Source organism: Streptomyces arenae (assembly GCF_022343545.1).
In the GTDB taxonomy this organism is placed as follows: domain Bacteria; phylum Actinomycetota; class Actinomycetes; order Streptomycetales; family Streptomycetaceae; genus Streptomyces; species Streptomyces humi.
On the sequence record NZ_JAKQYH010000073.1, the window covers coordinates 187,103 to 208,012 of the forward strand.

General features: G+C 72.0%; 20 protein-coding genes. 7 read left to right on the plus strand and 13 right to left on the minus strand.

The genetic code is table 11. The annotated features are described in order from the left end of the window. Positions 1-79: 79 nt before the first annotated feature. The 7 genes from sbnA to MB828_RS36490 all read right to left on the minus strand — a co-directional run bounded on the left by sbnA (position 80) and on the right by MB828_RS36490 (position 10,225). The gene (gene sbnA / locus MB828_RS36460; protein WP_301651910.1) at positions 80-1,138 is read right to left on the minus strand and encodes a 2,3-diaminopropionate biosynthesis protein SbnA; all 1,059 of its coding nucleotides are present in this window, start codon (positions 1,136-1,138) and stop codon (positions 80-82) included. A gap of 36 nt (positions 1,139-1,174) precedes the next feature. Further along, positions 1,175-2,245 carry a 2,3-diaminopropionate biosynthesis protein SbnB gene (sbnB, locus tag MB828_RS36465; RefSeq protein WP_301651911.1) on the minus strand — a complete coding sequence of 357 codons (1,071 nt, stop codon included), beginning with the start codon at positions 2,243-2,245 and terminating at the stop codon, positions 1,175-1,177. Then, a complete protein-coding gene (locus MB828_RS36470; protein WP_301651912.1) occupies positions 2,242-3,249 on the minus strand; it encodes a TauD/TfdA family dioxygenase in 1,008 nt (335 codons plus the stop codon). Before MB828_RS36470 ends, sbnB begins: the two co-directional genes overlap by 4 nt. Positions 3,250-3,307: 58 nt before the next feature. Beyond that, positions 3,308-6,556, minus strand: coding sequence for a non-ribosomal peptide synthetase (locus tag MB828_RS36475; RefSeq protein ID WP_301651913.1), 3,249 nt, complete (start codon positions 6,554-6,556; stop codon positions 3,308-3,310). Between the two features lie 13 nt (positions 6,557-6,569). Next, positions 6,570-9,149 carry a Pls/PosA family non-ribosomal peptide synthetase gene (locus tag MB828_RS36480; protein WP_301651914.1) on the minus strand — a complete coding sequence of 860 codons (2,580 nt, stop codon included), beginning with the start codon at positions 9,147-9,149 and terminating at the stop codon, positions 6,570-6,572. 211 nt (positions 9,150-9,360) lie between these two features. Then, entirely contained in the window at positions 9,361-9,663 is a 303-nt protein-coding gene (locus MB828_RS36485) for a hypothetical protein (protein ID WP_301651915.1), read from the minus strand. Positions 9,664-9,784: 121 nt separating this feature from the next. Beyond that, positions 9,785-10,225 carry an ATP-binding protein gene (locus MB828_RS36490; protein ID WP_133022659.1) on the minus strand — a complete coding sequence of 147 codons (441 nt, stop codon included), beginning with the start codon at positions 10,223-10,225 and terminating at the stop codon, positions 9,785-9,787. A 238-nt stretch (positions 10,226-10,463) separates the two neighbouring features. Between MB828_RS36490 and MB828_RS36495 the strand changes: the two genes are divergently transcribed. From MB828_RS36495 to MB828_RS36505, 3 genes are read left to right on the plus strand one after another with little or no spacing between them, the layout of a single operon-like run. Continuing rightward, positions 10,464-11,339 (plus strand): helix-turn-helix domain-containing protein, encoded by an 876-nt coding sequence (locus MB828_RS36495; protein ID WP_133022658.1) that lies wholly within the window; start codon positions 10,464-10,466, stop codon positions 11,337-11,339. Continuing rightward, on the plus strand, positions 11,336-11,596 hold the full coding sequence (locus tag MB828_RS36500) for a DUF397 domain-containing protein (protein ID WP_133022657.1): 261 nt from the start codon (positions 11,336-11,338) through the stop codon (positions 11,594-11,596). The genes MB828_RS36495 and MB828_RS36500 overlap by 4 nt, the downstream gene beginning before the upstream one ends. A 48-nt stretch (positions 11,597-11,644) precedes the next feature. Further along, the gene (locus MB828_RS36505; RefSeq protein WP_301651916.1) at positions 11,645-12,451 is read left to right on the plus strand and encodes an SAM-dependent methyltransferase; all 807 of its coding nucleotides are present in this window, start codon (positions 11,645-11,647) and stop codon (positions 12,449-12,451) included. A gap of 72 nt (positions 12,452-12,523) precedes the next feature. Here the strand turns inward: MB828_RS36505 and MB828_RS36510 are convergent, their stop codons facing one another. Then, positions 12,524-13,372, minus strand: a complete 849-nt coding sequence (locus tag MB828_RS36510; protein WP_301651917.1) for a chitosanase — start codon at positions 13,370-13,372, stop codon at positions 12,524-12,526. A 135-nt stretch (positions 13,373-13,507) separates the two neighbouring features. Continuing rightward, positions 13,508-13,723 carry a hypothetical protein gene (locus MB828_RS36515; protein ID WP_046733555.1) on the minus strand — a complete coding sequence of 72 codons (216 nt, stop codon included), beginning with the start codon at positions 13,721-13,723 and terminating at the stop codon, positions 13,508-13,510. Between the two features lie 136 nt (positions 13,724-13,859). Here MB828_RS36515 and MB828_RS36520 point away from each other — a divergent pair, with 136 nt between their 5' ends. Beyond that, positions 13,860-14,642, plus strand: coding sequence for an Fpg/Nei family DNA glycosylase (locus MB828_RS36520; protein ID WP_301651952.1), 783 nt, complete (start codon positions 13,860-13,862; stop codon positions 14,640-14,642). 76 nt (positions 14,643-14,718) lie between these two features. On the opposite strand, the gene MB828_RS36525 is transcribed toward MB828_RS36520, so the two are convergent. Next, entirely contained in the window at positions 14,719-15,291 is a 573-nt protein-coding gene (locus MB828_RS36525; protein ID WP_301651918.1) for a dihydrofolate reductase family protein, read from the minus strand. A gap of 162 nt (positions 15,292-15,453) precedes the next feature. On the opposite strand from MB828_RS36525, the gene MB828_RS36530 reads away from it, so the two are divergent. Together MB828_RS36530 and MB828_RS36535 are read left to right on the plus strand one after the other, a co-directional pair. Then, the gene (locus tag MB828_RS36530; protein WP_301651919.1) at positions 15,454-15,729 is read left to right on the plus strand and encodes a hypothetical protein; all 276 of its coding nucleotides are present in this window, start codon (positions 15,454-15,456) and stop codon (positions 15,727-15,729) included. Between the two features lie 66 nt (positions 15,730-15,795). Next, positions 15,796-16,143, plus strand: coding sequence for a tetratricopeptide repeat protein (locus MB828_RS36535; RefSeq protein ID WP_133022652.1), 348 nt, complete (start codon positions 15,796-15,798; stop codon positions 16,141-16,143). A gap of 182 nt (positions 16,144-16,325) precedes the next feature. Here MB828_RS36535 and MB828_RS36540 read toward each other — a convergent pair whose 3' ends face one another. Together MB828_RS36540 and MB828_RS36545 are read right to left on the minus strand one after the other, a co-directional pair. Next, on the minus strand, positions 16,326-16,742 hold the full coding sequence (locus MB828_RS36540) for a BlaI/MecI/CopY family transcriptional regulator (RefSeq protein ID WP_301651920.1): 417 nt from the start codon (positions 16,740-16,742) through the stop codon (positions 16,326-16,328). A gap of 38 nt (positions 16,743-16,780) precedes the next feature. Next, on the minus strand, positions 16,781-18,229 hold the full coding sequence (locus MB828_RS36545; RefSeq protein WP_301651921.1) for a PepSY-associated TM helix domain-containing protein: 1,449 nt from the start codon (positions 18,227-18,229) through the stop codon (positions 16,781-16,783). 124 nt (positions 18,230-18,353) lie between these two features. On the opposite strand from MB828_RS36545, the gene MB828_RS36550 reads away from it, so the two are divergent. Next, the gene (locus tag MB828_RS36550) at positions 18,354-18,998 is read left to right on the plus strand and encodes a peptide deformylase (RefSeq protein ID WP_301651922.1); all 645 of its coding nucleotides are present in this window, start codon (positions 18,354-18,356) and stop codon (positions 18,996-18,998) included. A gap of 443 nt (positions 18,999-19,441) precedes the next feature. Here the strand turns inward: MB828_RS36550 and MB828_RS36555 are convergent, their stop codons facing one another. Further along, positions 19,442-20,869: a dihydrolipoyl dehydrogenase family protein gene (locus MB828_RS36555; RefSeq protein WP_301651923.1), complete on the minus strand. Its 1,428-nt coding sequence runs from the start codon at positions 20,867-20,869 to the stop codon at positions 19,442-19,444. Positions 20,870-20,910 lie beyond the last annotated feature (41 nt).

Sequence of the window (20,910 nt, forward strand, 5' to 3'; positions counted from 1 at the left end):
GTAGCCCCTCGGGGCGGCTGCGGGGCCGGCTTCGAGGGGCTTCGGGCGGTCGTGCGTGCGCCGGGGCCTGCCGGCCGGATCAGGGGCTGCGGCGGCGGGCCGGGGCACGTGAGGCGGACTTGGGCTCCCTGGGCAGGGGTTCGGTCTTCGTCCTGGTCTTGGCCTCGGGCTGCTCGGCGTCCTCGCTGTCGAGCACCTGGTCGCCGTACAGGTCCTGGAGCCAGTTGGTCTGGTAGATGGTGTCGAGGTAGCGCTCGCCGAGGTCGGGGGCGACGGCCACCGCGGTGAGGCCGGTGGTGTCGTGGCGGGACAGCCAGTCCGTCGCACCGCTGACCACCGTGCCGGTGGAGCCGCCGAACAGGAAGCCGTGTCTGGCCATGCGGTGGCACATCCGGATGGTGTCGGGTTCCTCCACCCGGATCACCTCGTCCACGAAGGACTCGTCGAGCAGCGGCGGACGCATGCTCATGCCGAGGCCCGGGATCATCCGGCGGCCCGGTTCGCCGCCGAACGCCACCGAGCCGGCGGCGTCCACGGCGACGATCCGCACCGGCCGGTGCCACTCCCGGAAGTAGCGGGCGCAGCCCATCAGGGTTCCGGTGGTGCCCGCCCCGATGAACAGGACGTCCAGTTCCGGGAACCGGCGGGCGATCTCCGGCGCCGTGGTGCGGTAGTGCGCCGTCCAGTTCCCGGGGTTGGTGTACTGGCTGAGCCAGACGTACCTGTCGTCCGACGCGCACAGGTTGCGGACGTACTCGATGCGGGTGCCCAGGAAGCCGCCATTGGAGTCCTGGTCGGCCACGATGTGCACGTCACTGCCGAGTGCCTCCATGAGGAGCCTGGTCGACAGGTTGCAGCGGGAGTCCGTCACGCACAGGAACCGGTAGCCCTTGCTCGCGGCGATCATGCTGAGCGCGACGCCCAGATTGCCGGAGGAGGACTCGACCAGGACGGAGTCCGCCGTGAGCAGTCCGTCCCGTTCGGCGCTCTCCACCATCTCGTTCGCGGCCTTCAGTTTGATGGATCCGGCGAAGTTGAAGGCCTCGCACTTCAGATAGAGCGCGTGTCCGCAGATGGACTCCAGGTCGACGAAGAGATCGCCCTCGTTGAAGGCGTGGGGAGCGGAGATGACAGGCACGGCGGGCCTCCTGGTGCCGGGCCGAGGACGACGGTCTCAGCCGTACCGGCGCAGTTCGTGGAAGAAGTCATCGATGAGACGCAGGTCTCCCGCGCGGGACACCTCGTCGTAGACGTACTTGCCGACGGCGAGATCGAGGACGCCGAGGCCGAACGGCGAGAAGATCACCGGGCGGTCGGGCGGCGGCGCGGCCCGGCCGGACATGACGTCACCGAGGGTGCCGTTCAGGAAGTCCCGGTCACCGGTGAGCTGTTCGGCCAGGTGGGGTGACGTGTCGGCCTTCAGGCAGTGGTCGACGTCGTCGACGAAGTTGGCCGCGCCCAGCAGGACCTCGGGGGCGAGGTCGCGCAGGGACACGTGCAGGACCAGCGGGTTGTGCGTGAACCAGGCGGGGTCGGTGACATGGGGCCGGCCCGCGATGGTGGCGAAGACCACCAGGTCGCTGCCGCGGACCAGGTCCTCGGCGCTGTCGTGCACGGTGACCCGCGCGGTGCTGCCGGTCCCCCGCAGGTAGCCGCTGAACCCGGCCGCGCTGTCGGCGGCCAGGTCGTGCACGCCCACCTCGTCGAAGTCCCAGCCGGTGCCGGCCAGGAACGTGTGGATGTAACGGGCGATCAGGCCCGTGCCGAAGAACCCGACCCGGGTGGGGCGGGAGCGGCCGCGGCTGAGCCAGTCGGCGGCCAGCGCCGCGGAGGCGGCCGTCCTGGTGGCGCTGATGATCGAGCTCTCCAGGCAGGCGAACGGGTAGCCGGTGTCGTGCTCGTTGAGGATGAGCACCGCGGAGGCCCGCGGCAGACCGGCGCTGACGTTCTCCGGGAAGCTGGAGACCCACTTCAGCCCGTCCACCTGGACGTCCCCGCCCAGGGAGGCCGGCAGCGCGATGATCCGCGAGCTGGGCCGGTCGGGGAATCGCAGGAAGTACGACGGCGGGTTGACGGAGTCTCCCGCGTCGTGCAGCCGGTAGACGGCCTCGACCAGCTCCACGAGCTGTTTCTCGCGTCCGGCCAGCGCCTGCTGCACCTGCTCGCCGGTGATCACCGCGAAGGTCGGCGCCGGGGTCCGGCCGGGCTCGGCGGACCGGGTGGTGTTCGACAGCGTGTCGGTCATCGCTCGCTCGCCTCCACGGCCGGGCAGTCCTCTGTCGGCCGCACGGGTTCGGCCATGCCGACCAGGATCTGCCGGTCGCCGCCGAACGCCTCTCTGCTGTGCGCGGTGCGGATGTTGTCCACCAGCAGCAGGTCGCCGGCCTGCCAGGGGTCACGCCGGGTGTGCGCCTCGTAGGTGGTGTTGATGGTCTGGACGACGTCCTCGGTGATCGGGGAGCCGTCGCCGTGGCGGGTGTTGAACGGCAGGCCGTCCGGGCCGTAGACGTCCACCAGGTACTCCCGTACCTCGGGGGCGAGCGTCCACTCGTTGAGGAAGGCGATCTGGTTGAACCAGCAGCGGCGGCCGGTGACCGGGTGCCGGACCACGGCGTTGCGCCGCTGTTCGGTGCGCAGGGTGCCGTCTGGCAGCCAGGTGCAGTCGATGGCGTTCGCCCGGCAGTAGCGCTCGATCTCGGTGCGGTCGGCGGTGCCGAAGGACTCGGTGAGGCTCGCGCCGATCTCGTCGTTGTAGGTGCGGGTGAGGATCCAGCCCTCCCGCTCGAACCGTTCGGTGAGGCCGCTGGGCAGGGCCCGCAGCATCTCCTCGGCGTCGGCGACCGCTGTCGCGCCGCCCTGCTCGGGCGCGGTGAGACAGGCGAACATCAGCAGGCCGGGCACCTGGAACGGGTAGCTCAGTTCGTGGTGCATGCACATCGGCTGGTTGGCCGGCCAGGGCGTGGAGGAGTAGAGCCCGGGGCCGTGGGCCTCGCGGGGGGCGAAGGCCTCGCGCTCCGTCATGAGTTCACCGGCGAGTCCCGTGAAGACCGCACCGGTCCGGCCGGTGTCCCGCAGGCCGAGGCCGCGTACCAGCAGCGCTCCGTGCTCGGTGACCTGGGCGCGCAGCGCGTCGCGGTGCTCGGCCGCCCACCTGGCGGCGTCGTCGGGGGGTTGTGCCACGCGCAGCAGTGCCGGTCTGTCCGGCCGCGGCTCCACGTCGAGTGGTGATGCCAGGGAGGAGAACGGCATCTCGGTTCCTTTCGGTCGACCGCCTCGGGGTTCGGCGGGTCAGGAAGGCAGGAGCAGGTCAGGGGGAGGCGAGGGGGCGCATGGCGGTCAGGACCGCGAGGGCCGCCTCGACGGGCCGGGTGCGGGGGAAGTGGTGTCCGCCGTCGGCGAGTTCGTGGAGTCCGACCCGGTCGGCCAGGAGCAGCCAGTCCCGGTGGCGGCGGTCGTGGCCGGCGGTGTGCGGGTCGTCGGCGGCGACGACCACCGTGACCGGCGCGGACAGCCTGACCGGCGGTGGCGCTTCCAGGGCCGCGTGGAAGTAGCGGTGCGCGCCGAGGCAGTCGTGCCGGTAGGCGGCGGCGATGTGCTCGGCGTGCCGGGTGTTCAGCTCGGCGAGTTCGGCGTGGCCGCCGTCGGCGGCCAGCCGTGCCGCGATCTCGGCGTCGCCGCGGGCCGCCAGTTCGGTGCCGGCGGTGTGCCGTTCGGCGGCTGTGCCGAGCAGGTGCGCGCCGAGGAAGACGTGGGTCACGTGGACGCCCCGCTGCTCGAGCCGCCTGGCCGTCTCGATGGCCGGCGCGGCCCCGGACGAGTGGCCCCACAGCATGACCCGGGTCAGGCCGCGCGCCACGATCTCCGCGGCGACCCGTTCGGCCACCTCCTCGATCGGGGCGAAGGGCTCGGGGGGTGCGGCCAGGTTGTGGCCGGGCAGGTCGACGGCGAGCACCGCCAGGCCGCTGTCGGCCAGCGCGCTCGCCATCGGCTGGTAGTTGACCGCGTTGCCGCCCGCGTACGGGAAGCACACCAGGGTGTTCTCCGGCGAGCCGCTGCCGCCCGCCAGGGACAGCAGCAGTTCGGGGCGCGGCCGGGCCGCCGTGCCCGCGAGCAGCGCGGCCTGGTCGGCGAGGACGGGGTTTCGGGTGATGTCCTTCAGGGAGACCGCGCGGTCGAGCGCGAGGGAGAGTTTCACCGCGGTCAAGGAGGTGCCACCGGAGTCGAAGAAGTTGTCGGCGCGGCCGATCCGTTCCTCGGGCACCCCGAGCAGTTCGGCCCAGACCGCCGCCAGCCGGCGTTCGGCGGGGCTCAGTTCACCGGTGGCGGGCGCGGGTGAGGCGGTCGCGTCCGCCGCCAGTGCTGTCAGGGCCTTCCGGTCGATCTTGCCGTTGGCGGTCAGCGGCAGGCTCTCCCGCCAGTGGAAGGCCGAGGGCACCATGTAGCCGGGCAGGGTCGCGGCGAGTTCCTCGCGCAGCTGCTCCGGTGGCCGCTGTTCGCCGCTGTGGAAGGCGATCAGGTGCTTGCCGCCACCGCCGCGTTCGGCAACGACGACCGCGCCGTCCCGTACGCCGGCCACCCGCAGCAGGGCGTTCTCGATCTCGCCGATCTCGATCCGGAAGCCGCGGATCTTGACCTGGCTGTCCCGGCGGCCGAGGAACTCCAGTTTCCCGCCGGGGTGCCAGCGTCCCCAGTCGCCGCCCAGGTAGAGCCGTTCACCGGGCCGGTGGGGGTCGGTGCGGTAGGCCTCTCGGGTGCGTTCCGGGTCGTTGACGTACCCCCGGCCCACGCAGACCCCGGAGAAGGCGATGAGTCCCGGGGCGCCCAGCGGCAGCAGCGACAGCTGCTCGTCCACGACGTACACCCGGACGTTGCCGACGGGCCGGCCGAGCAGCACCCGCTCGGGTACCTCGCGCAGCAGTTCGTGGTTGGTGTCGTCCGAGGTCTCCGTCAGCCCGTAGGCGTTGAGCAGCGCGATGTCCGGCTGCACGGCGAGCCAGCGCTGGACCAGCTCGCGTTTGAGCGCCTCGCCGGTCACCGACACGCACCGCAGGTCCGGCAGCGGGCGCGGGTGCCGTTCCAGGTAGGAGACCACGACCTCCAGGTACGACGGCACCAGCTGGGCCACGCCGACCCGGTCGCGTTCCAGGGTGTCGACGAACCGTGCCACGTCCGTGATCACGTCCTGCTCGACCAGCAGGGTCCGGCCGCCCACCAGCAGCGGGGCGAGGAGCTGCCACAGGGAGATGTCGAAGCACTGCGGGGCGGTCTGCGCGACCACGCTGCCCGCGCCGATCGCCAGGTCGTCGATCTTGGCGTGGAGGTGGTTGAGCATGCCCGCGTGTTCGCACATCGCGCCCTTCGGCTCACCGGTGGAGCCGGAGGTGAAGTAGATGTAGGCGAGTTGCCCGGGGCCGACCCGGACGCCGGGGTCGTCGTCGGCGTGCGGTTCGGCGTACGCATCCTCGACCGGCAGCTTCTCCGTTCCCGGCAGGCCGGCCAGGGCCTGGTCGAGGGTGTCGGTGGCGCCGGTTCCGGTCAGGACCAGCCGGCAGCCGGCCCGGGTCAGGGTCGCGGTGATCCGGCCGGCCGGGAAGTGCGGCTCGATCGGCAGGTAGACACCGCCCGCCTTGAGCACCGCGAGCACGGCCGCGGGCCAGTCGAGGGTGCGCTCGGTGACGACGGCGACCACGTCCTCCGGGCCCAGGCCGCGCGCCAGCAGGGCCCGCGCCAGCCGGTTCGCCCGGCGGTTGAGTTCGTCGTACGTCCGCTCCTGCCCGGCGTGTACGGCGGCCACCGCTCGCGGGTGCGTCCGTACCCGTTCCTCGAACAGCTCGTGCGCCCGGGCGTCGGGCAGGGGCCGGTGCGGGCCGGCCATGGTCTCGAGCTGCTCGTGCCGTTCCCCGGCGGACAGCAGACTCTGCCGGGTGTGGTCGGCGTCCGGGTCGGCGGTCATCAGGCGCAGGGCCGTCAGGTGGTAGCCGGCGATCCGGGCCGCGGCCGCGGCGTCCAGTACGTCCGTGCGGTGGCGCAGGCGCAGCGTGAGCCGGCCGTCCCGGTCGGACCAGCGCACGTGCAGGGCACCGTCGTCGGCGTGGGCCGCGCCGGCCTCCAGGGGGCCGGACACGATCTCGTACGGCGGCTCGGTCAGGCCCAGTTCCCGGCGCAGCTTCTCGACGGGGAAGTCCCGGTGCGCCAGCAGTTCCGTCTCGGCCGACCGGGCAGCCGTCAGCAGGGCGTGCCAGGAGCCCGCCGGTACGGACGTCCGGCAGGGCAGTGGTTCGGCGAGGGCGCCGCCGCCGTACCCGGTGACCACCTCCGGCTCACCGGACAGCACGGCCAGCACCTTGAGCAGGGCGGCCGACACCACTGTGTCGACGGGCAGTTCGCGGCGCGCCGCCAGGGCCCGCACCGCGGTGGTCACGTCGTCCGGCACCGGTGTCTCGTGGTCGGCCGAACCGGGTGCCGGCTCGCCGGTCCAGCGGGGCACGGCGGTGACACCGCCGGCCGTCAGGGTCCGGCTCCAGAACTCCCGGTCCGCTTCCACGCGCGTTCGCATCGAATGGCCTTCCTCAACTCACGGTCGCCGCGGGGGCGTCGACGGTCGGCTCCGCCCGGCCGGGGCCGGTGGCAGCGCTGTCGGTCTCGGGCATGTCCACCGCGGGGTTGCCGCCCCACCGGGCGTCCGGCGGGACTTCCTCGCCCTTCATCAGGAAGGCGTCGGGTGCCAGTACGGAGCGGTCGCCCATGGTCACGCCGTAGTGCACGTGGGCGCCGACGCCCAGCGTGCAGCCGGCGCCCAGCGTGGTGCCGTCGGACTTGAAGGTGCCGTCCTCCTGCGAGTGGCACTGGATCTTGCTGCCGGCGTTCAGGGTGCAGTCGTCGCCGATGGTGGCGAGGGTCCGTTCGGTCAGGTAGCAGCCGTCGTCGAACACCCGGCTGCCGATGCGCACGCCCAGCAGTCTCCAGACCAGGCTCTTGAACGGGGTTCCGTTGAAGACGTTGAGGAAGTGGTCGGGCACCTTCCACAGCCGCTCATGCCACCAGAAGTACGGTTCGTAGATGGAGCACAGCCGGGGGCGCAGCGCGCGGAACGAGGTGAGGCAGCGCTCCACGAGGACGAAGTAGGCGGCGGAGAAGGCGAGTGTGAAGGCCAGGTATCCGGCGATCACGACGTGTCCGACCACGCCGTACAGGTCCACGGAGGCCAGGCCGAAGAAGGTCAGCCAGAAGGTGTGCAGCCAGCGCACGAACAGCATGAGCGCCATGGACCGCAGGTTGTAGCGGTTCTTCGCGGCGAGCCGGCGGCGGAGGGTGTCGCCGGTCCTGAGGTGGTCGAAGCGGGTGTCCCGGTCCACCGAGCGGGGGATCTCGAAGCACGGTGAGCCGAGCAGCCCCACGCCTTCCCTGACCTCGCCGTCGAGGGGGATCATCACCTTGGTCGCGAGCAGGCAGTTCTCGCCCGTCCTGCCGCCCGCCGGGTAGGCGATGTTGTTGCCCAGGAAGTTGTGCGGGCCGATCGAAACCCTGGACACCCTGAACGACGTACTGGAGTAGTCGGCGTTGAGGATCGAGAGGCCGTCGGCCACCATCGTGCCGCTGCCGACGGAGACCAGCAGCGGTGTCTCGTGCTGTACCTCGGTGCCGAAGTTCGACCCCGTCTGCTCGACCCTGGACAGGTCGTAGCCGAGGCCCCGCAGGTAGAACACGATGTAGGAGCTGTCGCCGAACAGCCAGGCGAAGAACCTGACGTTCGTCATGCGGGCCGTCGCGCGGTGCAGCGCGTAGTGGAGCCCGTACAGCGGATAGGTCCGGTCGGGTCTGACGACGAGGCCCAGCAGGCGCGGGAGGGTGTACAGGAGCGCCAGGCCCAGGACGACGAACCCGGAGAACGCCACCAGGGACAGCAGCAGTGCGTCGGAGAGCAGTTCGGGCCAGGACAGCGCGGTCGTGGCCGGGTCCAGTCGCTTGCCGATCGCCGGTACCTGGGTGAACACCATGTAGAGCCCGCCGACGGCCAGCGGTATGTACAGGAGGACCAGCTGCGTCAGGGTGCCGAGGGCGAACCAGGCCCGGCGGACGGTGCCGCAGGGGGCGGACGGGACCCGGACGTAGTCGGTTCCGGTGGGTTCCGCCGGGGATCCGTGCCAGTGCTCGCCGTCCGGGACGGTCTGGCCGCGGTGCAGGGCGGACGAGTGGCCCAGCTGGGCTCCGTCGCCCATGGCGGTGTCGATGTCGAGAACGGTCTTCTCGCCGACGAAGACGTCCGCGCCGAGGGTGACCCTGCCGGTCTGGATCCGTCCCGCGTAGGCCCGGTAGCAGAGCAGGAAGGAGTCCTTGCGGACCACCGTGCCCGCGCCGATCGTCAGCAGGTCGGTGCAGACCGGGACGGAGTGGGAGAGGATCGTGACGCCCTTGCCGATCCGGGCGCCGAGGGCCCGCAGGTACAGCACGTACAGCGGGGTCCCGGTGAGGAAGACCATGGGGTTCGCGTGGAGCAGTACCTTGACGAGCCAGAAGCGCAGGTAGGCCAGGCTCCAGACGGGGAACTCCGTGGCTCGCCAGCGGCCGACGAGCAGCCATTTGGCGGCGACCGGGAACGCGCACATCGCCACGAACGCGAGGCCGCCGAAGAGCAGGGACCGCAGGTAGACGTCGGCCAGGCCCTTGCCGGCGGCTATCCACTCGTAGCCGGTGGCGGTGACGAATCCGGAGACGAGGGAGTAGCCGAGGAAGAGCAGCAGCTGGAGCGTGCCGCACAGCATGTGGCTGCCCGGTCCGCGGCGCGGCCCGGGGGCCGGGGCGGCGCCCGGTGCGGGGGCCGGCGGGGTCCGCGGTGCGTCGGCGGGGACGGGCTCGCCGAGCGCGGCTGCCAGGCTCCGGATCGTGGGGTGCCGGTAGATGTCCTTCATGGTCGGCGACGGCAGATCCGGCTGCTTGCGTATTCGGGCGCAGAACTGGGCCATGACCAGGGAGTTGGCACCGAGGTCGGTGAAGAAGTGGCTGTCTGCGGGGACGTGCTCGGTGTCGAGGAGGCCGGCCAGGGCCTGCGCGAGCCGCTGCTCGGTCCGGGCCCCTCGGGGGCCGGTGTCGGTCAGGGCGACGGCAGGATCGTCCGGCTCCGACACGACCTCGGAGGACTGCTCCACCATGCGATCTCCTGAAGAACGTCAATGTTCCTGATCACGAACCGGCGGATTCAGTTTGTCCGGATAGCGGCGTCGACTGCCACTTTTCGTATGGAATTAACAAGGTGCCACGAATGAGCCGTCAGGCCCGTATTCCACCGCTTTCACGCCCGGACGGGGGGTGTACGAATCACTCGAACGGCGGCCCCCCGGCCGGTGCCTGCCAGGGGTCGGCTCACCTGCCGACGGCGTCCCCTGCCGGCGTGCCGGTGACGGTGTCGCCGGCCGCTGTCTCGGCCGCCGCGATGGCGGCGAATCGGCGGATGGCCTCCACGGGCATGTCGAGCCCTTCGGAGGCGGCGCGCTCATCGCCGAACACCTGTACCGCCTCGGCGACGGCGAGGGCGAGTTCGGCCTCCGCCTTGCGGACCTTGACCTCGGCCTTGTCCACGGTGTCCACCACCGCCAGCTGGCGGCGCTGCTTCTCCTGGAGCCGCTGCTTGCGGGAGAGCGTCTTGTCAGAGTTCTGCACAGTCACGACCAAGATCATATGCAGCGGGGTACGTACCCGTGAAATCGCCAAGTGCCTCTCCCCGGCTCGCCGTTCGGAGCACTACGGGAGCGCTGCGGAAGCGCTGCGGAAGCGCTGCGGGCCGGCGTCAGGCCGTCAGCGTCGCCCACACCGCGTGGCCGCTGGTGAGCCGCGACCGGTCGACCCCCCAGGAGTCGGCCAGTTGCTCGACCAGCAGCAGCCCCCGGCCGCCCTCGTCGTCGGGGCCGGGATCGCGCCGGGGCAGTCCCCGGCCCGAGTAGTCGTGGTCGTGGACCTCGAGCCGCAGGCAGCCCTCGGACACCAGGCCCATGCCGCACAGGATCCGCACGCTCAGGGTGTGGATCACGGCGTTGGTGGCCAGCTCGGACACGAGCAGCACCGCGTCCTCGCAGAGCTCGCGGGACAGCCCCCACTCGGTCAGCCGGGTTCTCATGGAACGGCGGGCGACTCGGACGCTGGAGCGGTGCGAGGGCAGCTCGATCCAGTGCGCCTGGTCGGGAGCTACGACGTCCAACAGGTCACGGGGGGAGGTCGTGTGGGGGGACACGGTGGCTGCCTTCCGTAAGGCGGGGCGCGGCGGGGAGCGGGCAGAGCTGAGCAACGTCCTCACGGGGGCGGGGCGTTTCCCGTGATCGTGGACGCGAATCACTCAAGTAACTATGCGCGCATGCGAGTTCAGGCTGCAACCGACTCCCTGATAATTTCAGGATGCGGCTTTCGGTCTGGCCGGTTCAGCAAGTGCCTGTCACACTCGACGCGATGACAGTCCCTCAGGAGGTAAGGGCGTGAGCGAAGGCCGTTCGAACGCGGGCAGCACCAGTGCGCCCACCGTTCTGCGCATGATCCTGGGCCGCAGGCTCCAGGAGCGGCGCCAGGACGCGGGGGTGTCGCTGGAGGACGCCGCGCGGGCGCTTCGGGTCACCCCGCTGACCATCCGCCGTCTGGAGAAGGCGGAGGTCGCCCTCAAGCCCCTCTATGTCGAGAAGCTGCTGCAGACCTACGGCGCCGACCGGCAGGAGCTGGACGAGTTCGTCGCCTTCGCCGAGCGGGCCAACGAGCCCGGCTGGTGGCACACCTACCGCGACGTGCTGCCGACCTGGTTCAGCGCCTACGTGAGCCTGGAGACCGGGGCGTCCACCCTGCGCACCTACGAGCCGCACTACGTGACGGGGCTGCTCCAGACCCACGCCTACGCGCGCTCGGTGCTCAGCGGCGGCTTCCCCAACGACAGCGACGAGGACCTGGCGCGCCGGGTGAACCTGCGGCTGCGCCGCCAGGCCCTGCTGGAGCGCGCCGACGCGCCCACGCTGTGGGTGGTGATGGAGGAGGCCGTCCTGCACCGGGTGGTCGGCGGCCCCGAGGTGATGCGGGAGCAGATCGAACGGCTCCTGGAGGTCTCCGAGCTGAAGCACGTCAGCGTCGACGTCGTCCCGTTCACGGCCGGCGCCCATGTGGGCGCGTGCGCCCCGTTCACCTACTTCCGCTTCGCCGAGCCGGAGCTGCCGGACGTCGTCTACAGCGAGATCCTCTCCGGCGCGATGTACCTGGACCAGCGCTCCGACGTCGTGGCGCACCTGGAGGCGCACAACCGCATGTCCCTGCTCACTTCCGACGCGCAGAGCAGGGCGCTCCTGAACCGCATGCGCAAGGAGTACTCATGACCACCATCGACGGCGGCGCCCACGACGTGTACAACGGCATGCCCGCGACGGACCTCGGGGAACAGGGCTGGGAGTCGCCGTGGAGCGGCCCCAACGGCGGCCAGTGCGTGCAGACGAAGCAGCTCGCCGACGGCAGGATCGCGCTGCGCCAGTCGACGGACCCCGCGGGCCCCGCGCTGATCTACACCCCGGAGGAGATCGCCGCGTTCGTCGCGGGGGTCAAACGGGGCCTCGCCGACCACCTGACCTCCGGCTGACGCACCTCGCTCACCCCTCCCCCCTCGCACACCTCTGAAAGGTTCAGGATGACCAACTCGCCCGCGGCGCGGGACATCGACACCAGCAGGCCCCACTCCGCCCGCATGTACGACTACTACCTGGGCGGCAAGGACCACTTCGACGTCGACAAGGTGGCCGCCGAGACCGTGGCCTCCGCCTACCCGGGCATCTTCGTCTGCGCCCGGGAGAACCGTGCCTTCATGCACCGCGCCACCCGGGTCCTCGCGCGCGAGCACGGCATCCGGCAGTGGCTCGACATCGGCACCGGCATCCCGACCGAGCCGAACCTGCACCAGGTCGCCCAGTCCGTGGTGCCCGAGGCGCGGGTGGTGTACGCGGACAACGACCCGCTGGTCCTCAAGTACGCCGAGCGGCTGATGCGCAGCACGACGGAGGGCCGCACCACCTACATAGAGGCGGACGTCAACGATCCGCAGTCGCTGCTCGACGCCCCGGAACTGGCCGAGGTCCTGGACCTCGGCCGGCCCGTGGCGCTGTCCCTCAACGCCCTGATGCACTTCGTGACGGACGCGCAGGACCCGTACGGCATCGTGAGCCGGCTGCTGGACGTGCTCCCCTCGGGCAGCGCGCTCGCCCTGAGCCACTGCACGCCCGACTTCGACCCGTCGACCTGGCAGAAGGTCACCGACATCTACAACAACGCCGGCACGCCGGTGCAGTTCCGTTCGCGTGCGGACGTGACGCGCTTCTTCGACGGGCTCGAACTGCTCGACCCCGGTGTCTCGGTGGGCCACCGCTGGCGCCCGGACACCGAGCCGACCGCCACCGACGCGGAGGTCAGCCTGTGGACCGGGGTGGGCATCAAGCCGTAGGGCCACTGCGAGGGGGGAAGGGCCCCTGGGCTGCCGTACCGCATGGGGGTGCGGTACGGCAGCCCGGGGGTGTCAGCCGATGTGGTAGCTGTCGCCGTACACCTTCCAGTCCAGCGGGGTGTTGAGACACAGGTTGCCCTTGTTCAGGAAGACCCGCTGCTCGGTGTCGACCCGGGTGGTGTCGCTGTGCGCCTCCTCCTGCTTCATGGCCCAGACCCGGGCGTCGAGGAAGGCGTTCAGGTACGTCTTCTCGTTGCCGCCCTGGGCCGGTGGCTTGGCGTGGCCGAGGGCACGCTTGCGTATGTTGCGGAAGCTGGTGGGGTCGTCGCCGTCGCCGTGCATGACGATGGCGTCGTAGTAGGTGAACTGGCCGAGCGTGCCCAGCCCGTCCGTCTTGCCCTGCTGCACGGCCGGGTTGAAGTACACGCGGTCCCGCTCGTCGTTCTGCGCCTGCTGGAAGGCGCTGTCCTGGGCCGCCTTGCGCCAGTCGGCGGGGAAGTTCGGGTCCAGGCCGGAGTGCGAGTCGGTGCCGTTGACCCGGCGCAGCGCCGGGAGGTACTTGGCGAGGACGTTGCCGGGCTTGCGGTCGGTGTAGAGCTGGACGAGGTCGAGCATGTCGCCGGTGCCGGAGCAGAATCCGATGATCCCGGCGGTGTAGCCGCGGCCGTCGCCGATGTCCTCGATGTACTTGTACTGCGCCTTCCAGTCGAGCGAGGAGTTCTCCGCGCTCGACACCAGCTTCATGGCGATGTCCTTCTTCGCCGGGTCGTCCAGGCCCGCACAGCTCGCGGCCGGCGCGGCGGCGGAGGCGGCCGCGGGGCGCAGCAGCACGGCGCCGGCCGCGGAGGCGCCGAGCAGGGCGAGCAGGGAGCGGCGGGAGGTCAGGACGGGACGTGTCGTGGCGTGGTTCGGATGCCTCACGAGGTCTCCTGTGGGGGGTGAGGGGTCGGTCATCGACACTCATCGATAGGAAGGTTTCCTATCAGTTCAGCCCGATGTTGTGTACCCGTCACACAGAAAGTTCGTAGGGTCGAACAAGTCCCGGCGGCGTCCGGGTCAGCCGGCGGCCGTCCAGGCCGCCGGCCCCATGCCCCGCCACTCGATCAGTTCGGGGTCGTCGACGGTCGTACGGGCCTCGGGCAGGCCCGCCCGGCGCAGGAACTCGACCACGTCGAGAAGGTGGTACGCGATGCCGACGTACTCCCCGCGGATGGTGACCCGCCGGCCACCGTCGGGGCCCGGCGGCTGCACGATCACAGGCGCGCCTTCCATAGTCTCCGGATGCCCTTTCCCGGAGCAGATCATGCGGCGGCCCCGGCCCGGCAGCGGTGGCTTCCCGTCCCTGCCGACGGTTGGCGTCCGCAGGTCCGGCTACTCGGTGACCGCCACCGGACGCCTGGAGGAGATCATGCCGGAGCTGCCGGACGTCGAGGGCTTCCGCGCCGTACTGGACTCCTGCGGCCGGGGCCACCGGGTCCGGCGTGTCGAGGTGCGGGACGCCGGGGTGCTGCGGGGTGTCACCGCGCGGCGCCTGAGGCAGGTGGTCGAGGGGAACCGGTTCGGCCGGCCGCGCCGCCACGGCAAGCTGCTGATCGCGCCGGTCGGCGAGGGACCGGCCCTGGTCTGGCACTTCGGCATGACCGGAGAGCTGGTGTCCGCCACGGCACAGGACCCCCTGGACCGGCACGACCGGATCGTGCTCACCCTGGACGGCGAACGGCAGCTGCGCTTTCGCGACCAGCGCAAACTCCAGGGCATCCGGCTGGCGGACGGCCCCGAGGCGGTGGAGCGCATGCTCGCCGGCCTGGGACCCGACGCGCTGGACATGGCGCGCCCGGACTTCCTGGCACTGCTCGCCGGCCGGCGGGGCGCCGTCAAGGGCGTCCTGATGGACCAGTCCGCCATCGCCGGCCTCGGGAACCTGCTCTGCGACGAGATCCTCTGGCGGAGCCGGGTCGTCCCGGCACGGCGGGCCCGGGACCTCGGCGAGGACGAGGCGCGCCGGGTGTTCACGGCGATGCGACGGGTGCTCGACGCGTCCCGGCGCGCCGCACGGGTACCGCCGCGCCGCACTTGGCTGACCGGTCACCGCGACGACCCGGACCCCGCGTGCCCACGCTGCGGCACCGCCCTGCGCTCCGACCGCACCGCCGGCCGGCGCACGCTGTGGTGCCCGCGGTGCCAGCACTGACGGGCGCGGTGCGGCGCGCGGCCCGCCCGGACAGCGCCCGGGACCGGGTCAACGGACGACGGTCAGCGGACGACGGTCAGCGGACGACGTCGAAGACGTTCTTCTGGACGCCGTTGGAGTAGGCCTCGTGCTCGACCAGCCGGAGCTGCTGGGCGTCCTTGTCCGTGCCGCTGAACAGCCGCTTGCCCGCGCCGAGCAGCAGCGGGAAGACGAGCAGGTGGTAGCGGTCGATCAGACCGGCGTCGGACAGGGCGTGGTTCAGCTCGGCACTGCCGTGCACGATGACCGGGCCGCCGTCGGTCTCCTTGAGGGCGGCGACCTCGTCGAGCGAGCGCAGGATGGTGGTCTCGCCCCAGTTCGACACCAGGTCGCCCTCGGTGAGGGTGGTGGAGACGACGTACTTGGTCAGCGTCCGGTAGCGGGCGAACTCCGTCATGTCCGGCCAGACGGGGCTGAACGCCTGGTAGCTGGTCCGGCCCAGCAGCATCGCGGCCGCCTCCTCCTGCTCCCGGCCCTTGATCTCGAAGGCCTCCGGCACGAAGTCGACGTGCTTGAAGGTCCAGCCGGAGTTTCGGTACCCGGGCTCGCCGCCAGGGGCCTCGACGACACCGTCGAGCGACATGAAGGCAGTGCTGATCAGGGTACGCATCGGGTTTCCTCGCCGTCTCGGGTCAGCTGCGGTGTTCCGCTGTCCCAGCATCCGACCGACAACAAAAATTGTCAAGGAAACTCAAGTTGTCGGCCGAGGGTGTGAACCATCGCCCCGCAGGTACTCGGCCGGGCAGAACCACTCCCGAAGGAGATGACTGGGATGCTGCTCTTCCTCGGACTGCTCCTGCTCGCGGCGACCGTCGCCTTCACCGTCCTGGCGATCGCCGGCAACCTCTCGGGCGGCCCCGGCTACACGGTCTCCGTGCTCGACCACCACATCGCCACCCTCGGCCCGCTCGCGATCTTCTGCGCCGGCCTGGCGCTGGCACTGATCTTCTGTCTGGCGCTGGCGGTCATGGCGGGCGGCGCGGCCCACCATCGCCATACGCGCGTGGGCCCGACCACGGGCGGGCGCTTCTCCGGGCCCGTCGCCTAGCCACCCGGACAGTTGGTGGAATATTCAACTACTGCGGTCCGTTGGTGCCCTCGAAGGAGGTCACGAGTGGACACGACGTACTACGACCAGGGAACCGCCGCGGAGCGCTGGGAGCGGGGGCAGCTGTTCTTCGACGCCAAGGACTACGCGGGCGCCGCGCGGGTGCTCGCCGGGGTGGTGGCGGAGGTGCCGGAGCAGACCGGACCCCGGCTGCTGCTGGCGCGTGCCTACTACCACTCGGCCCAACTGCGGCGCGCCGAGACCGAGTTGCGCGAGATCGTCGAGCGGGACCCGGTGGAGCACTACGCCCGGCTGATGCTGGGCCGCACCCTCCAGCGGCAGTCCCGGCACACGGAGGCGGAGCCGCACCTGCGGATCGCCTCGGCGCTGGCTGGGGACTTCCCGCAGGAGTGAACGGCTGAACGGACGGCCGACCGCACGGCTGTCGGACCGAAGGGCCCCCGGACTTCCGGGGGCCCTTTTTCCGTTACGGCGACAGGCGGGGGCCCTCTTTCCGTTACGGCGGCAGGCGGGGCTCCGCGCCCGTTCCTGCGACCGGTGCCGACGTGACATGCCGGGTCGCGGGTGTGGGGTGGTCAGTCTTCCTGGCCGTCGAGGTTGGGGTGGGAGCCGCCCCGCGAGTTCGGCCGGGTCGGCGCCGCGGACTCCAGCAGGGCCCGCAGGACCTGTTCGTCACCGGGCGGCAGGGCGGTGACGAAGCTGGCGAGCACGGCCTCGCGGTCCCGTTCGCCGTCGAGCAGCCGGCGCATCCGCAGGGCGGCCAGCCGGGCCACGTCGGCGGTCGGCGTCCACACGAAGGACCGGCCCTGCCGCTCGCGGGCGACGACGTCCTTGGCGAGCAGCCGGGTCAGGATGGTCACCACGGTGGTGTAGGCGAGGTCGCCGCCGAGCCGCTCCTGCACCCAGGCCGCCGTGACGGGACCGCCGGCCTCCCGGAGCGCGCCGAGGACCTGCCCCTCCAGTTCGCCCTGCCCGCGCCGGACTCGCGCCATGATCGCGTCTCCCTCCGGCGTAGGCGTGTCTCCCCACGCTACTTCACCTGGGGTCCCCTCCCGTAGGTGCGCCGGCCGCGACGGTGCGCGACCTCGCCGAGCACGATGTCCACGGCCAGGAAGGCGGCCAGCGGGATCCCGAGCAGCGGCACGAAGTAGCCGAGCACCGCGATCACCGCCATCGCCGGGACGAGAAGGTACGGCGGGACGTCCGCCCAGGCGCCGCGCGGCACCGGCCGGCCGAAGGCGGAGCCCCGGCCGCGCTGCCACCACATGCGGTAGCCCCACAGGATCAGCAGGATCAGGGCGACGGCGAGCAGCGCGAGGGCCAGCTGGTTGACGATGCCGAAGAGGATCCCGGTGTGCAGGTCGATGCCCCAGCGGGTGAGCTTGGCGAGCACCGGGTAGTCGTCGAAGCGCAGTACGTCGGTCACCTCGCCGGTGCCCGGGTCGACGGCGACCGAGTCCTGCTTCTCCGGCCAGCTGCGCTGGACCTGCCGGACGACGTAGGCGCTGGTCGCGTCGGCGGGCGGCACGATCTCGACGGGGTTGCCCAGCCCCTCGGCGCGGGCCGCGGCCAGCACCTTGTCCAGGCCGACGCCGTGCCCGGCGGAGCCGCCGGTCATGGACGCCATGTCGTGGCCGGCGTGTTCACCGCCGCTCGCGGCCGCCGAGACGGACGGGGTGGCCTGGCCGAGGGAGGTGCGCAGTTCGTCGATGTTGGCGCCGGCGTACGCGGACCAGGTCAGGCCGGTCGCCGACAGGAAGAAGAAACCGGCCGCGGCCCAGACGCCGACGCTGCCGTGCAGGCCGAGCGTGCGCCGCCGGCCGCCGGTGCCGCGCACCTTGCGCAGGGCCCGGCGGCGCGAGAACCACAGCACGAGCCCGCCGCCCGAGATCACCCACAGCCAGCTCGCCGCGAACTCGCTGTAGAACCGGCCGGTGTCGCCGAGGTGCAGGTCGCGGTGGAGTTCGTCGATCCAGGTGCGCAGCGGCAGCGCGCCGGTCGAGCCGTACTGTTCGAGGGCGCCGCGCACCTTGCCGGTGTACGGGTCGACGAACACGGCGAGGGTGTGGTCCGCTCCGACGCCCTTCACCCCCGAGAGCAGCACCCTGGTGGTCGCGCCCGCCTCGGGTGAGGGCCGTATCGCGGAGACGGTGCCCTCGGGGTGGGCCTCGCGGGCGGCGGCGACCTGCCGCGAGATCGGCAGCTCGGTCTTCCCCACCGGCACGGTCAGTTCATGGGCGTACACCAGCTTCTCGGCCTGGAAGGAGAACGCGTACAGCAGGCCGGTGGTGGCGGCGACCAGCAGGAAGGGGGCGACGAGGACACCGGCGTAGAAGTGCAGGCGCAGGACGAGGGGGCGCAGCGGGGTCCAGCGGCCGGGGACGGCGGCCGGGACGGCGTGGGGCGGGGCCTCGTCCGATGGGGGCTCCCCCGAGCGGGCGGAGCCGGGATTGGGGGACGTCGAGGGGGCGGTGGACATCGGCGGGCCTCTCCGGGGACTCGTGGCTGAGCGGTGACGGTCCAGTAGTCGGAGGCCGGCGGGGCCGAGTTCCCGGCAGGTGAAGTGACCCGCGTCACACGCGCGGTCATGGCATGCTGGCGCGATGGCATCTCCCAGTGATCGCGCACCTCTTGCCGAACGGGTCGAGGAACTCCTCGCCGTCGGCGGCCCGTTGCCCATCGTCGCGGCCGGCGACCCGGTCCTGCGGCGCGGCACGGAGCCGTACGACGGCCAGTTGGGCCCCGAGCTGCTGGCCCGGTTCATCGAGGCGCTGCGCGTCACCATGCACGCGGCACCGGGCGTGGGTCTGGCCGCGCCGCAGGTCGGCGTCCCGCTGCGGCTCGCCGTCATCGAGGACCCGGCGCCGGTGCCGGCGGAGGTGGCCGCCGCCCGTGGCCGGGTCCCGCAGCCGTTCCGGGTCCTGGTCAACCCGGTCTACGAGCCCGTCGGCACCGCACGCGCCGCGTTCTTCGAGGGCTGCCTGAGCGTGCCCGGCTGGCAGGCGGTCGTGGCCCGGCCCGCCGAGGTGCGGCTGCGCGGCGAGGACGAGCACGGCAGCCCGGTCGACGAGGTCTTCACGGGCTGGCCGGCCCGTATCGTCCAGCACGAGACCGACCACCTCGACGGCACGCTGTACCTGGACCGCGCGGAGCTGCGGTCCCTGTCGTCGAACGAGGAGCTGGCCCGCCGCTGGACCCAGCCGACCCCGGCGACGGCAGCCGAGGCCCTGAGCTTCGACCTCCCGTAGCCACCAGACAACACCCGCCAACCACCAACACACGGGGTCACGCCCGACGGCAGCACTCGGCACCGTCAGCGCGAACCCCCCAGGCCGACCACGGCCGATGCACACCCACGACCGCCCGGGGGGCGCGGCCGACGGCGGCTCCCGGCACCGTGGCCGCGAACACCCCAAGCCGGCCACGGCCAATGCACACCCACGGCCGCCGAGGGGCGTGGCCGCTGCCGATGCACACCCACGCACCCCCCACGGCCGCCGGGGCGTGGCCGACGGTGGCTCTCGGCACCGTCGGCGTGAACTGCCCAGGGGCGCGGGGAACTGCGCGACCAGCCCCCACCGGCCCGCAGCCGACCGACGACCGGGCCGCGCCCCCCTCCGGCCCTACCCCCGGTCGGCCCCCACCGGCCCGCAGCCGACCGACGACCGGGCCGCGCCCCTTCGGCCCAGCCCTACCCCCGGTACGCCTCCAGCAGCCGCAGCCATACCTCGCTCAGCGTCGGGTACGACGGCACCGCATGCCACAGCCTGCTGATCGGCACCTGTCCGGCCACGGCGATCGTCGCCGAGTGGATCAGCTCGCCCACCCCCGGCCCCACGAACGTGACCCCGCGCAGGGTCTCCGACTCCAGGTCGACGACCATCCGGGCGCGCCCCCGGTAGCCGTCGGCGTACAGCCCCGCGCCGGCCACGGACGAGAACTCGACGTCGACGGCCCGGACCCGGTGCCCCGCCTGCTCGGCCTCCGCGAGGGACAGCCCGACGGCCGCCGCCTCCGGGTCGGTGAAGACGACCTGCGGTACCGCGTGGTGGTCGGCGGTGGCCGCGTGCGCACCCCAGGGGCCGTCGAGCAGCGGCGTGCCGGAGACCCGCGCGGCGATCGTGTCGCCCGCGATCCGGGCCTGGTACTTGCCCTGGTGGGTGAGGAGCGCCCGGTGGTTGACGTCACCGACGGCGTACAGCCAGTCCGTGCCCTCGACCAGGAGGGTGTCGTCGACCGACAGCCAGGAGCCCGGCTCCAGGCCGACGGTGTCCAGTCCGATGTCGTCGGTGTGCGGCACTCGCCCGGTGGCGAAGAGGATCTCGTCGGCCTCGATTCGGTCGCCCGCGCCGGTGACGGCGACGACCGTGCCGTTCTCGCGGGTCACCGACTCCACGGAGGTCCCGGTGCGGACGTCGACCCCGATCTCCTTGAGCGCGTCGGCGACGAGTTCGCCGGCGAAGGGCTCCATGCGGTTGAGCAGGCCCTTGCCCCGGACCAGGAGGGTGACCCGGGAGCCCAGGGCCTGCCAGGCGGTCGCCATCTCGGTGGCGACGACACCGCCGCCGACCACGATCAGCCGGCCGGGCGCCTGCTGGGCGCTGGTCGCCTCGCGGCTGGTCCAGGGCTTGACCTCGGCGAGTCCGGGCAGGTCGGGCAGCTGGGCGCGGGTGCCGGTGGCGACGGCCACGGCGTGCCGGGCGGTCAGGGTGGTCACGGTGCCGTCGGCGCCGGTCACGGTGACCGTGCGGGGCCCCGCGAGGCGGCCGTGGCCGCGGTAGAGGTCGGCGCTGATGCCGTCCAGCCAGGCGACCTGGCCGTCGTCCTTCCAGTCCGAGGTGAAGTAGTTCCGGCGGGCGAGGACCGCGGGGGTGTCGAGGGGACCCTGGACGGCCTGGGACAGGCCGGGCAGGCGGCGGGCGTCGGCCTGGGCGATGACCGGCCGCAGCAGTGCCTTGCTGGGCATACAGGCCCAGTACGAGCATTCGCCGCCGACGAGTTCGCTCTCCACGACCGCGGTGGAGAGACCGGCCGCACGGGTGCGGTCGGCCACGTTCTCCCCCACGGGCCCGGCCCCGAGCACCACGACGTCGTAAGCGATGGATTCCGTTTCCGTCATGGGGCAAGTCTCCAGGGTGCCGTGCGCTCGGGCCACACGGG